11 protein-coding genes are annotated in these 13110 nt (G+C 48.4%); 3 read left to right on the forward strand and 8 right to left on the reverse strand.

The annotated features are described in order from the left end of the window. Window positions 1-512: 512 nt before the first annotated feature. From recQ to NSQ38_RS28245, 4 genes are all read right to left on the reverse strand, one after another. The gene (gene recQ / locus NSQ38_RS28230; protein WP_249911442.1) at window positions 513-2393 is read right to left on the reverse strand and encodes a DNA helicase RecQ; all 1881 of its coding nucleotides are present in this window, start codon (window positions 2391-2393) and stop codon (window positions 513-515) included. A gap of 346 nt (window positions 2394-2739) precedes the next feature. After that, entirely contained in the window at window positions 2740-3009 is a 270-nt protein-coding gene (locus NSQ38_RS28235) for an Rpn family recombination-promoting nuclease/putative transposase (protein WP_339785362.1), read from the reverse strand. Continuing rightward, window positions 3006-4967 carry an ABC transporter ATP-binding protein gene (locus NSQ38_RS28240; RefSeq protein WP_339785365.1) on the reverse strand — a complete coding sequence of 654 codons (1962 nt, stop codon included), beginning with the start codon at window positions 4965-4967 and terminating at the stop codon, window positions 3006-3008. The genes NSQ38_RS28235 and NSQ38_RS28240 overlap by 4 nt, the downstream gene beginning before the upstream one ends. Continuing rightward, window positions 4960-6780 (reverse strand): ABC transporter ATP-binding protein, encoded by a 1821-nt coding sequence (locus NSQ38_RS28245; protein WP_339785367.1) that lies wholly within the window; start codon window positions 6778-6780, stop codon window positions 4960-4962. Before NSQ38_RS28245 ends, NSQ38_RS28240 begins: the two co-directional genes overlap by 8 nt. A gap of 114 nt (window positions 6781-6894) precedes the next feature. Between NSQ38_RS28245 and NSQ38_RS28250 the strand changes: the two genes are divergently transcribed. The 3 genes from NSQ38_RS28250 to NSQ38_RS28260 are packed head-to-tail and all read left to right on the forward strand — an operon-like array spanning window position 6895 to window position 8329. Then, window positions 6895-7323 (forward strand): AraC family transcriptional regulator, encoded by a 429-nt coding sequence (locus NSQ38_RS28250; protein WP_339785370.1) that lies wholly within the window; start codon window positions 6895-6897, stop codon window positions 7321-7323. Next, the gene (locus NSQ38_RS28255) at window positions 7320-7787 is read left to right on the forward strand and encodes an effector binding domain-containing protein (protein WP_339785373.1); all 468 of its coding nucleotides are present in this window, start codon (window positions 7320-7322) and stop codon (window positions 7785-7787) included. The genes NSQ38_RS28250 and NSQ38_RS28255 overlap by 4 nt, the downstream gene beginning before the upstream one ends. A 17-nt stretch (window positions 7788-7804) precedes the next feature. Beyond that, window positions 7805-8329: a DUF5412 family protein gene (locus NSQ38_RS28260; protein WP_339785376.1), complete on the forward strand. Its 525-nt coding sequence runs from the start codon at window positions 7805-7807 to the stop codon at window positions 8327-8329. A gap of 319 nt (window positions 8330-8648) precedes the next feature. On the opposite strand, the gene NSQ38_RS28265 is transcribed toward NSQ38_RS28260, so the two are convergent. The 4 genes from NSQ38_RS28265 to NSQ38_RS28280 all read right to left on the reverse strand — a co-directional run bounded on the left by NSQ38_RS28265 (window position 8649) and on the right by NSQ38_RS28280 (window position 13099). Next, a complete protein-coding gene (locus tag NSQ38_RS28265) occupies window positions 8649-8963 on the reverse strand; it encodes a hypothetical protein (protein WP_339785378.1) in 315 nt (104 codons plus the stop codon). Between the two features lie 151 nt (window positions 8964-9114). Continuing rightward, complete coding sequence (locus NSQ38_RS28270; RefSeq protein ID WP_339785380.1) at window positions 9115-10245, reverse strand: glycosyltransferase family 2 protein; 1131 nt, start codon at window positions 10243-10245, stop codon at window positions 9115-9117. A 591-nt stretch (window positions 10246-10836) separates the two neighbouring features. Further along, on the reverse strand, window positions 10837-11583 hold the full coding sequence (locus NSQ38_RS28275; protein ID WP_339785382.1) for a methyltransferase domain-containing protein: 747 nt from the start codon (window positions 11581-11583) through the stop codon (window positions 10837-10839). Next, on the reverse strand, window positions 11570-13099 hold the full coding sequence (locus NSQ38_RS28280) for a nucleotide sugar dehydrogenase (protein ID WP_339790741.1): 1530 nt from the start codon (window positions 13097-13099) through the stop codon (window positions 11570-11572). Before NSQ38_RS28280 ends, NSQ38_RS28275 begins: the two co-directional genes overlap by 14 nt. Window positions 13100-13110 lie beyond the last annotated feature (11 nt).

Consider the following 13110-nt stretch of genomic DNA (forward strand, 5'->3'; position numbering starts at 1 on the left):
TAAACTCGGCCAAAGGATCGATCATTCCTTGCACCGGAGAAGATGGAACTGTCCAACGGATTGTGGAACAAAAGAATTGCACGGAGCAGGAAGATGCTGTGAATGAGAACACAGGCTTGCTAATCCTGGCGAATTGTCCAGACGATTTTTTAAGGAACCGAGGACGACTTATTTGGCCATCCGGTCCTCCTTTTATTTTGTAAGGAACATCAGACACGTTATTGACCAAAATCACCTGACAAACCTGCTGTAAACGGCTGTTTATCCTAATATAGCGAGTTTCAGATTCCTTAGATTGCTGTGGGCGCTTCAAATCCCTGAATAAGACGTCACAGGTTCGTTAGCACTTCCGCTCCATGTTCCGCCCCTGACACTCAATTGTGCTTCGGCTTTCGGCAGATTTCAAGATACCCTCTAGATACATATCTATCATCTTTTCAAACATTGAGCTTTAAGCACATGAACTTCAAAGATTGGAAAGTGAAATTTAACAATTTATACTCATTTCATACTCACTCATACTCGTAAAACGCATCGTCATCCGTATCCACTTCTTCACCCGATTGCTTCTGGAAAAACTCCAGGAACGGCAGTCCGTACTTGCGGTACTTGACCTCGCCGACCCCTTTGATATCCAGCATGTCACGTTCTGTCTGTGGACATACCACACTCATCTCACGAAGGGTCGCGTCATTGAAGATAATGTACGATGGTACATGCTCTTTCGCCGCCAGATCACGACGGATCAGACGAAGTTGTTCAAATACCGTCTCATTAACTGCAGATGGCATTGCATCGCGTCCACGACGTCCGCCGTAATTCGTACCCGAAGCCGTTGCCGCTGTTTTGCGGACGACACGTTGCATCACTTCACGCTGGCCTTTGAGCACCTCCACCGCAAGTGGTTGCAGACGTACAACCGGATACTGTCCCTCGGACAACATCAGATATCCTTCGGATACCATCACGTTGATGATCTCCGATATCTCACGCTCTGTTCGATTGCCCATCACGCCGTAGGTTGGCAGAGAGTTGAAGCCGTAATCAAGCACCTTTTTGGCACGGGAGCCTTTGAGCACCGAAGCGACCAGCGATACACCATACCGTTCACGCATGCGGTGAATGCAGCTGAATATTTTCTGCGCATCAATCGTCATGTCTACCAGCTCGCGGTCGTCCGTACAGGAACTGCAAATACCGCAAGGCGTATCGTCATGCACCTCACCAAAATAATCGAGCTGCGCACTGCGCAGACAACGCGTTGTGTAACAGTAATCCACCATCTGTTGCAGCTTCCGGTAATCGTTCTGTTTGCGGTCGCCCTCCATCGGATTCTGCTCAATCAGGAACTTCTGGGTGATAATGTCCTGTGCCCCGAATAACAGAATACACTGACTGGGCTCTCCGTCCCGGCCCGCACGTCCGGCTTCCTGTACATATGCCTCCATGTTCTTCGGCATGCTGTTATGAATGACGTAACGCACGTTCGATTTATCAATCCCCATCCCGAACGCATTGGTCGCCACCATCACTCGGATATCATCGTACAAAAAAGCTTCCTGGCTCTGGGCCCGTTCATCGTCCGTCATGCCTGCATGGTAACGTCCAGCGGGCAATCCCGCCTGCAACAAACGCTGATGCAAATCGTCCACGTCCTTACGGGTCGCGGCGTACACAATGCCTGGCTCGCTGGCATGCTCACGCGCATAATTCAGGACAAAGTCCTTCTTGCTCTCGCCACGCAGCACGCTAAACGCCAGATTATCCCGCCCAAGTCCGGTCACATATGTCTGCGGGTCCTGCAAACGCAGCAACCGCAGAATATCGCCCATGACCTCGGGCGTCGCTGTCGCCGTAAAGGCCGCAACCACCGGCCGCTCCGGCAAACTGTCCACAAACGGCGCTACCGCCAGGTAGCTTGTCCGAAAATCATGCCCCCACTGTGACACACAGTGGGCCTCATCCACAGCAACGCAAGAGATCGGCAAATAGCCCATCTCCTCGCGGAACCAATCCAGCTCCAGTCGCTCAGGCGCGACATAGAGCAACTTCAGCTCACCGCGCTGCGCCGCGCGGATGCGATCATTCACTTCTTTGCCGCTAAGTGTACTATTAATATACGCGGCAGCAATTCCGGCGGTCGTCAACGCATCGACCTGGTCCTTCATCAATGAGATCAACGGGGAGACAACAAGCGTCAGACCCGAATATAACAGGGCTGGGATCTGATAACAGATAGACTTACCGCCCCCGGTTGGCATAATCCCCAACGTATCTTCACGTTCGAGCAGGCTGGCTACAATCTTTTTCTGTCCCTCACGGAAGTCGGGGTAGCCATAATATTTTTGCAGGAGACCCTGCGCTTCTTCTAATGTAGGTGTTTGCACACTCATGTAAAGACTCCTTACTTATCACCGGTGTTTCTCCACCAGCTTGGTCCGATCCGATTCTGACATCCGAAAGCGGCTCATATACCGCATCCTTGACAACAAAATGGCGTTCTCATGACTTGTCCGTCAAGCAAACGCCGCTCCCTTTAGTTTAACGGCCCAGCCCCGAATGAGCAACCGCGTTTTACTTTAAAACGTTTGAACCTTCTTCATGAAAATAAAAACAACCGTCCTGCCCTAGTTGGACAAAACGATTGCTGTAAACTTTTGTTCACGAACCACTCTCATATCAAGCTTGTGTCCCCGTGCCTATTCATCTGGTGAACCTACTACACCTTACAACTTTACTTTAATCTATTAACGACTCTACCTCAGACTCCGGCAAGCCACTGGCCTTTGCAATAACAGAAACTTCGATCCCTAATGAGAGCATGTTTTCCGCAATTTCTATAGCCTTCTTTTGTTCGCCTTTTGCTATGCCCTTTTCCGTAGCCCACTCACTCATGGAAGCTTCATCATGCAAATACTTCTGCCGCTCTTCATACAAACGACGTGCCTCCCGATCCTGACTGAGTAACTCCGACGTATCCCTTACTTTCTTAATCCCAGATTCATTCATGTTGTATCACCGCCTTTTGCATTCATGCGATAATACAATCCTTTCCTCTGCATCAGCTGTTCATGCGTCCCATCCTCGGCAATTCGGCCATGTTCCATCACAAAGATACGAGAGCACTGACGGGCAACCTCCATGCGATGTGTGACGAGCAATCCTATTCTGCCTTTCATAAAGTTCAACAAGTGATTCATCACCTTCTGTTCTGTCTGAATATCCAGTGATGACGTTGGTTCGTCCAGAATATACAGATCCGATGACCTCATAAAGAGTCTAGCAAGCGACAGTCGCTGCTGTTGGCCTCCAGATAAATTGGCCCCCTTCTCTTGCAACATTGCTGCGTATTGTCCTTCCTGTGCCTCAATGTATTCATGCAAACCTGCCTGCCCTGCCGCAAGCTTTACCTTGTCCAATGTAACGTCTGAACCCAGACGGATATTGTCTTCAATACTTCCTGTGAAAAAAGTTGGTGTCTGCGGCATATACGTCAGTCTGGACTGGTCATCCATCTCTACATACTCTGCAACATGTTTATCACCCAGCAATATGCTTCCGTGTGTTGGCTCGATCAGCCCTGCACACACTTGGCACAGTGTAGATTTGCCAGCACCGCTGGCGCCAACTACCGCAACCAGTTCACCAGGAACGAGATTAAGCGTAATGTGATCCAAAATCTTCCGACCACTGTCTTCATCGGTTACTGTTACCTGTTTAAGACGTAGCGTCGCCATTTCGTTCTCTTTATGTGCCCGTTTTTGTGTACTCCCTTGATCTTGGTCACACATTCCCTGTGCAAGCTCCTCGTGCTTCGTATTAGATGCGTCTGTCTTCTTGTTCTCCGCCAATTTCAACCATGCAGAGATACGTCCAAATGCACCCACGCTGGCTTGCATCTGACTCCACTGGCTGGACAAGCCGAGTACTGGCCACACCACCAGTTCAAACAGCAGACTACTTGCAACAACCATGCCCGGAGACAAAGTCCCCCTAGCCGCTGACAAAGCAATAAGGAACAACGCTGCCAATTGAGCCAAACCAAACACCGCCATCGCCACGTTATCCGACATACTCAGGGTCATCTGTAACTTGGCCTGAACACGATTCAGTGATTGCTGTTGTGTCCGAAAACGAGCGAGAAACCACGGTGAAGCATTATACATCTGAATCACCGGTATCCCTTCAACATACTGTTGGATCTGTTCTTGGGACTCGCCTTCCCTGGATTCGACCTCATCGGACAGATGTACAATTCGCTGATCATACAACCTCGCCGTAAACCAGATTGCCCCTGCACTTACCAAGGCAATAACCGCAACCCATGCATCTGCTCTATACAAGTATCCCAGCGATAGAGCAATGATGAATACAACCGTAACACCCTCTGCAATAGCCTCCACAACTTCTGCACCATGCTTGGTGTCTTCTTTGAGGCGAAGCATCACATCTCCGGACTTCTGTCTGCGCACCCAGAAATAAGGCATCCGGTTTAAAAGTTTCAACAGATCCATGGACATATCCCGTTGCATCGATTCTTTGAGCCATACCAGCACATAACGATGCATCGCGAGCAATACAATAAATCCTGCCAGAATGGCGATGAAAATCATTGCGGTGGCATTAAGCTGTTCCTGTCCCCCATCATGAATAGCATCCACGAAGAATCCCTGTACAAAGGCAAGTCCCCAATCAAAGACCGCATCTGCTGCAATAAAAATGAGCAAGATCACTACAGCTAATCCATAAGGCTTCATCCAGCGAAAAATAACGGGCCACACCGTTGCCAGTGATACAACTTGTTTTGGGTCATCTGGAACATCACTTTCGTTCATCTGATGATGAGCTTCTATTTCAGACTTTTCATTTTCATTATTTTCATTTATCTCATATGCTCCACTTTTCTCATGACTGCTCTTCATTTCAACGTCATCGGTATATGCTGCATCTTCGATCTTGTTACTCATGCTGTTCCTCCACTTCCGTATCCTGCTCCGCAATATAACTTCGATATCCGTTTGCACGATCCAGCAATTCACGATGAGTCCCCGTATCTTCGACGCGTCCCTTCTGAATATAGATGACCTGATCTGCCCGTTCGATCAGCGATAATCGATGAGTAACTGCAATAACCGTTGTACCTTTGTCAGCAGTGATTCGGGCAAAGAGATCATTCAATCGTTGCTCATGCCACGGGTCTTGAGATGACGTCGGTTCATCCAACAATAAAATATCCGGGTTCCTCAGCATCGCTCTGGCTAAACTAATACGCTGAAGCTCACCACCCGACATCGTCCCGCCTTGCGGCTGAAGCTCTGTCCCATAGCCGAGCGATTGACGCATAATCGCTTCATGTGCATGCGTCATATGGGCCGCAACCTCTACTTGATCGGCAGATACCCCCTCTTGTCCAAAAACAATATTCTCTTCCACTGTACCTGTGAAAATAAAAGCTTGTTGCGGAACATACACCTGATTGATATTCCCTGTCTGAACTTCGTGCATATCCTTCAGTGAATTCTTCTGATCTATGACCTTAATCGAACCAGTAACCGGTGTATCTAATCCAGCTATTAATTTCAATAACGTGGTTTTCCCACATCCACTTGGCCCCGTGATCACAGTAAGCTTTCCTTTCTTGGCCTCAAAAGAAATATCTGTTAACACTTCTTCTTGCTCCGCATACCTGTAAGACACATGCTTCACATTGATGCCAGCTGGTTTAGATTGCTTTTCAAGCTGCCCTAAATGCGTATCGGACTGTACATATGTATTTGTACTGGTATTAGCAACCGTGTTCTTTTTCTCCAAATCCAACACTTCAAAGATTCTGGACGCATGAGAAGCCGAACCAATAAAATTATTCCACAGCCCAGATAACGATTCAATCGGACGAGTTAATTGACTGCTTGCTACCAGAAAAGCTGCCAGTCCGCCTACATCCATATGTCCATTCAGGACCTGCATGCCGCCTAGATAGAGAATCAGAATCATGCCACCATACGTCGAGACCCGTCCGGCTGCTTCCGAAAGTCGTTGTAACACAGATACAGACATCGTATGTCTGAATACTTGATCCATTCGATCTTTTAAATGATGGTGTACATAACCTGCGAGTCCGTAACTTCGGATCTCAACTGGGGCTTGGATGATTTCAGTTAGTATCTCATCTCTTGACGCTGCGCTGGCATTCAACTGATCATGCCGTCTTTGTAGACGTTTACCAAGTCCTACCGTTACAAGAGGATAGATCAATGTGAATGCAATGATAGCTAACGACAGCGGCAAGTTCACCCAGCTGAAGTAAGCAAAGGCAAGAATCAGCTGAATGATATTTTTGGCGAGTTCAATGCCATGTTGGTTGATCCCCTTCTGTGCTTCCTTGGCTGAAGTCCAGATCCTGGAGGTTAGGTCACCCGTATGATAATGTGCCAGATCCCGTGTCTCTGTGTTACCAAGGGAGGAGAGCAACAGAGACTGCACAGACAATAATGTCTTTTGCTGGAATAACGTCTCGACCCTTGTCATGAATGCGGTTACAATCAATCGTAATACTACAATGCTAACGCCTATGATCAAACCTGAGTAGAGTAACGAGAATTGTGCTTCAGTCGCGCCTTTGACCAGTCTTCGGATTGATTCCAAATAACCGACCTCAATCAGGGAGACCAAACATGCGGCGAAAAGTAACAGAATGATGAACATACGGTACTTGCCCGTTAGTGTCCATAATCGAGTTAACATGCCTAACGTTGTATAAGTTCTTTTGTCAGCAAACATGGATGGTTTCTCCAATCTTGTCATTAAATTATGTACTTGGTTATGATATCATCGGTGATAAGGAAAAAATGAACATTTATTGCTGTAAGTACTATTAGAAGTAGGGAGATTGATATGCAACACGATCTGCTAGGCACATTGGATAAGCTGTTCGACTACATAGAAGACCATATCCAAGACAAGTTAACGCTGGATCATCTGGCATCTGTGACTCATATATCGAAGTTCCACCTGCATCGCATGTTCAAACATGTAAGCGGACAATTGCCTGGAGAATACATTCGCTCACGCAAACTGGCACGCAGCCTGGAACAATTGGTGAACCTGAATTGGAAAATCATCGATATCAGCGGACATTACGGGTTCGAACATGAACAATCCTACATACGTGCTTTCAAACAAGCCTTCGGCATTACACCCCTGCAGTATCGCAAACAGGGAGCTGGAGACCTTGAATTCACAGCCCGCATGACTTCATCCATGATCACGATGCTTCCGTACGGTTATATTTTCACACCAACGTATGACGAAAACCGGCTATGAAACTCATTGGGCAACGATCCCACATTCGGTATACAGATAATGAAGAGCACTATGAAGCCAATTCAGCAGGCAACGATTTTTTTGAAAAACACTTTCATTCGATTCCTAATGTGTTGCAGCCTAACGTGTATATTGGATTTACCAATGAAATTAATGAGGATTACAGTACATATCAGCCGTCTGTAGAAGTGACCACTCTGGATCATATCCCTGAAGAACTGGACGGAATTGAGGTCCCGGCCAACCAGTATGCCGTATTCAAATTCGTCTGTGATTTCCATCCAAGTCTAATTAACATTGATCATCTGGACAGTGTCTGGACATTTATCGATGAATATTGGCAGAGCCATTCGGGGTACGAGAAGAGTGATCCATACTATTTTGAAAGAATTGACGGCAGTCTGGCTCAGGACCACTACGGAGAGTTGGACATTTATATTCCTGCAAAGCAAATTTCACTGTAGGTGGAGGTTAGATGCTTATGGACTCAAATACTCAAGCTAATTCAAGTTCATCCAATACAAATTCTCGCAAACCTTGGATACGTAGACACCCTATTCTCACTACATTTACATTGTTGATTCTTGTACTGTTTGCCGCTGTATTCCTGTATTTCTGGCTCCGTCCTTACTTCTCCACATTTGACCGTTCCGAACGGGGGGAATTGAGCTATTCCATGCCTTCACGGAATGGTGAGTATACTGCCGAGATTTATGGTGTGCTCTATGGTGGTGCCGCGGGCGGCGTTACAATCTGGGTCGATGTAAAAAAGACAAATGCCCCTGAGGACTCCTCGGTAAAAACGTTATATCGTGCCGAGCACCACGGAAATAACCATCTTGAATGGGAAAGTGAAAACACACTTCGGATTGAAAACTGGAATGAATATACGGATGAAACCATTACCCTCAATATCGATGACGAAATATATGATGGATGGGGCTGGGCATGCAAAAGCTTACGAATGAAGGACCAGTCTGTGCGATGCCCGGCACCCGAAAAATAAAACAACTTAGCAGCTAATATGATGGCCTTGAATACTCGAAGTCTCATCTTGATGCGTAATCCTCACTGCACCGCATGTCAGAAGTTCCAACGCTCTGTAAGCCTTGTGAAATTTTCGCCACATGCCTACTTTTATTACACCATGGTAGGAGATACACGCGGCACGAGAAGCATTAAAAGCCCCACTCACCGACTCTTTCGGTTAAGCGGGGCTACTCTTGTTCTACATTTTATCGTTTATTTACTTATACTTCATTTGTGGTCTGATATGCTCGCTCACTCTAAATTCGTATCTATCGTACTTAAAACATATAGCAGCATTATAATTTATCTATGATATCTCTTAATCTGCTTCTGCTTTCTGCTTCTGCTTCTGCTTCTGCTTCTGCTTCTGCTTCTGCTTCTGCTTCTGCTTCTGCTTCTGCTTCTGCTTCTGCTTCTGCTTCTGCTTCTGCTTCTGCTTCTGCTTCTGCTTCTGCTTCTGCTTCTGCTTCTGCTTCTGCTTCTGCTTCTGCTTCTGCTTCTGCTTCTGCTTCTGCTTCTGCTTCTGCTTCTGCTTCTGCTTCTGCTTCTGCTTCTGCTTCTGCTTCTGCTTCTGCTTCTGCTCGCAATTGTGCCTTACACTCTATCTCCACTCAACCCTTATTTTCACACTGATCCGCCCTATCGCACCCTACCAGCAACTAATTAGTTTTTGTTGTTATTTCACTTCTACTTCAATCTATTTTTCTCTATCTCTACTCCCGCTTCAAACTCGTTTGTCCTCATCTGTCCCACTTCATCTACCTACTTACGAGGTGACACTTCACCACGTTCTTCCCGCTCTTTCATCTCTTTGCGTACCACCACTTCGAGCTTCTGCCGATTGGCAAGCAATCCGGGATCGTTGGGCAAATACTCACGGGCTTTGGTGTTATGCATGAGTGCCTGCTCCCAGTTGCCAAGATGAGCATAACAAAGGGATAAACGGGCATGTGGCAGCCACGTGCGGCAGGCCACAGGCACCGGGCGCAGACCCGGATCGCGGCTGCTCACGTCCACCGCCTGCATATACCAGTAGATTGCCGAGACGGGTTCCTGCCGCTCATGAAAACAGGCCGCAATGGCACAGCAGAAGTCGGCATGTGGCAGATCATACTGGAACGACTGCAGCAATGCGCCGAGCTTACGGCCCGGCTCACCCAGTCGTTCATAACATTCCGCCAGCCGCGCGCAGGCAATCAGGCGATCCTCGCGGTAACCGCTTGGCTGTTCCAGCAGCTTCGCGTACCCGCGTGCCGCCGCCGCATAACGCTGGCGGTCATAACATTCGCCTGCATAATAAAACAGCAGGCGACCTTGGGCTACGCCCTCTTCGGCGATCCATTTGCGCAGAATGCGCACGTTCCGCGCCGAATGATGTCCCGCTTCGCGGCGATGCGTGACGGCAATGTCTGCCGTAATGACTTCGCCTCGCGGGAAGCTGAGCTGCTCGTGCAGCCGGCCATGCCAGCGGCACCCGGCATCCCGCTTGACCAGGCGAAGGCGTCGGTCCGTCACAAGTGGACTTCCCTCCGCCCCCTCAGCCAGCGTGTAGTTCAAGATCACAGCTGCCGTCTCCCCCTCAGACGGAAGCTGTTGCTTCAACACCTCTAGCTTTGCCCGTTCCGCGGGCAGCAACACATCATCCGCATCCAGCCACAGGATATACTCCTGCGTGGCCTTGGCGAATGACTCATTCCGCGCTGCGGCAAAGTCTTCCTTCCATTCATACGTGTAGACATGGTCGGTATACTGCGCAGCGATGTCTATCGTGCGATCCGATGAACCGGTATCCACAATGACGATCTCGTCCGCGATGCCGGCAACCGAGTCCAGACAGCGCGCCAGCGTGCGTTCCTCGTTCTTCACAATCATGCACAGACTGATGGTGATCACGTTTTGAGCCCCTCCCTGTCGTACGCGTATTGCGAAATTTCATAACGGATTTGTTCTTTCGTTGGTTAAATACTTCGAACAAAGTACTTTCGTAAGTTGAACTAAAAGATATTTACACTGGACACTCCGATGACAGAAACTTTCCGATCGTTGTTATCCCCATTTTTTTAATTCCTTTTATAAAGGGTAAATCCGGGGATAAAGGCGAAGCATATGCTTCCGATACAGCTTTCATTCAGAACGCTTTTAGCTCCGCTTCTTGAGATTCTTTTTCTCTTCTCCGTTTCGTGTAAATGTTTATTCCAATTTATTTGGTATGTGGTATTGGTCACGGAATTCATTTCATTTTCACCGTGGCTAACGAACTGAGCTGACGCTATTCGGTGCATTTCAGCCACTTGAAAAATATAACGAATCTGAGACCCGCTATTTTCACATTTTAGGCAACCATTCGTCGTTTATCGCAGCTTTCGGATGAAATAGCGTCGCTGAGATTCGTTACATTTCTCATCTCTCCAAAATCATCAAAAATAAGGCGTGTGAGATTCGTTAGAACATAGAATAGTTCTGTCGTCATACTAAACAACACCGCTACCCTTCCCCACTCTCCTGACGGCGAAGCCGTTTCACCTGCTCCACTGCACTGTCCAGAGCCTTCTTGCGCTGCTTCATTACACGGAGGTGCTGATGTTCCACCTCGGCAAAATGGACATGATCCAGCTCCATCCACTCCATTAGTTGATCCAAAGTCGGCGACATATGCAGCTGTGTATTCCGCCGTTTGCGGGCCACGCAACATAGATATTTATGATGAACTTCGAGTTTCAAGACTTCAAAATACGGCATCAGGGTCATTGCCAGACTCCCCGCATAGAAGGTCTGCTTGTGGTCATAGAACGGGTGATACCCATACGGCACGGTTACAACCAGCGTCCCATCTTCCTGCAACAGCCGATGAATCTGGATCAATAACGTCTCCGGATGAGCAAAATGCTCCAGCACTTCTCCAAGCAGCACCGTATCAAAGATCGTCCTTACTTTCCATTGCGTAATATCTAGCATCCGAAAATCCACATTGTTTCGAACCGGCCGGGATTCTTTGGCAAGCTCGCCTTGGGCATACCGGATACTCTCTTCCTCCAAATCAATGCCAGTGACACGAAATCCTTCACGTGCCAGCAGAATGGACGTAATGCCCTGGCTACACCCGACATCCAGGATGCGTTTGCCTGTTGCCTCACGGCACATCCAGTGGATACGCGTTCTCGTCGCTTCATGAGAATCTTCCGAATTAATCTCGCCGTAATAGCGTTCGCTTACACGATCATGATTTGCCATGGGCATCTCCCTGATCCTCGTCGGGACCGATCGCAGCTTCACGGCGAGTTACGGCGCCCTCGACTGCCACCTTGACTTCCTCTTTTTGCCCGGACCCTTCTACTCGTTCCTGTTGCTCGTAAACTCTCTTCGCCTCATACCGTACAGGCTGACCCAGTACCACAATATTTCCCCCGTGGCATCCGGCCGTTGCATTGCGTGTATCAAAAATCAGCTTTGCATGATCTGCCATCTCCTGATAATCAAATCCCGAATGATCCGTGGTGATGATCACCAGATCAGCTCCTGTCCACAATTCCGGCACCGCCGGACTAGCGTGAAGCACTGTACCGTCATCCTTGCGGAAGACAGGCACCATTGGATCGGTAAAAACCACATCTGCGCCCGCTGCGCTCAGCAGCCGGAAGACGTCCAGCGCAGGCGATTCGCGCAAGTCGTCAATGTCTTTTTTGTAAGCCATACCCGCGAGTACAACACGTGCTCCCCGCACAGATACACCCTTCTGCTCCAACAGCTCAGCGGCACGTTTTACCACTCTCTCTGGCATTTGCCGATTGGTTGCATCCGCCAGCTGAATGAATTGCAACTCCGATCCCTGACGATTTGCAGCCCAGGACAGATAGATCGGATCGATTGGAATACAATGTCCGCCGATTCCGGGACCGGGATAGAATGGCATGTAACCAAATGGCTTGGTTGCCGCCGCATTCAGTACTTCCCAGATGTTTACCCCCATCTGTTCACAGGCTGGGGTCAGCTCATTCACAAGGGCAATATTTACACTGCGGAATGTATTTTCGAACAGTTTTGCCGTCTCTGCTACCGTCGTTGAACTAACCGGAACAACTTCGTTGAGGAACGAGCCATAGAACTGTTTACCATAATTCAGACAAGCAGGTGTGGAACCGCCAATAATCTTTGGGGTATTTTTCACACCATAATGCACACTGCCCGGATCTACCCGCTCGGGAGAATAACAGACGTAGAACTGTTCTCCAGCTCTCCAGCCGTTTGCCACTTCAATCGGTTGTTTCACGCGTTCCTCCGTTGTGCCCGGATAGGTCGTACTTTCCAGAATAACCAGGCTGCCTTCCTGCAAATACGGAGTCATGCCATCCACCGCCGCCGAGATATACGAGATATCCGGTTGATGCTCAGCGGTCAGTGGGGTAGGCACACAGATTACAATGACATTTGCCTGCGCCACCGCTGCATAATCGGTGCTTGCCTTGAATAACCCAGCCTGCATAAGCGACTGCACAACATTATCTTCTATGCCTATGACATACGAATGCCCGGCACGCAGCTTAGCTACCTTCGAAGTATCGATGTCAATCCCGTGGACTTGATAACCAGCCTGTGCCATCTCTACGGCCATGGGTAAACCAACATAACCGAGACCGATGACAACAGCTTTCAGGGAGCGGTCATTAATATGTTGTATTAGGGTACGTTGCTGTAACTCTTCATTTCCTTCGTTCTGCTCAGGCTGATGACTCTCTTCCATTCCTTCCACCTCCAAACGCT

It is taken from the genome of Paenibacillus sp. FSL R7-0313 (assembly GCF_037969885.1).
GTDB lineage: Bacteria > Bacillota > Bacilli > Paenibacillales > Paenibacillaceae > Paenibacillus.

Excerpts from the sequence above, each read along its gene's own strand:
- recQ (WP_249911442.1), bottom strand. The coding sequence starts at position 2,393 with ATGAGTGTGCAAACACCTACATTAGAAGAAGCGCAGGGTCTCCTGCAA.
- NSQ38_RS28235 (WP_339785362.1), bottom strand. The coding sequence starts at position 3,009 with ATGAATGAATCTGGGATTAAGAAAGTAAGGGATACGTCGGAGTTACTC.
- NSQ38_RS28240 (WP_339785365.1), bottom strand. The coding sequence starts at position 4,967 with ATGAGTAACAAGATCGAAGATGCAGCATATACCGATGACGTTGAAATG.
- NSQ38_RS28245 (WP_339785367.1), bottom strand. The coding sequence starts at position 6,780 with ATGTTTGCTGACAAAAGAACTTATACAACGTTAGGCATGTTAACTCGA.
- NSQ38_RS28250 (WP_339785370.1), top strand. The coding sequence starts at position 6,895 with ATGCAACACGATCTGCTAGGCACATTGGATAAGCTGTTCGACTACATA.
- NSQ38_RS28255 (WP_339785373.1), top strand. The coding sequence starts at position 7,320 with ATGAAACTCATTGGGCAACGATCCCACATTCGGTATACAGATAATGAA.
- NSQ38_RS28260 (WP_339785376.1), top strand. The coding sequence starts at position 7,805 with ATGGACTCAAATACTCAAGCTAATTCAAGTTCATCCAATACAAATTCT.
- NSQ38_RS28275 (WP_339785382.1), bottom strand. The coding sequence starts at position 11,583 with ATGGCAAATCATGATCGTGTAAGCGAACGCTATTACGGCGAGATTAAT.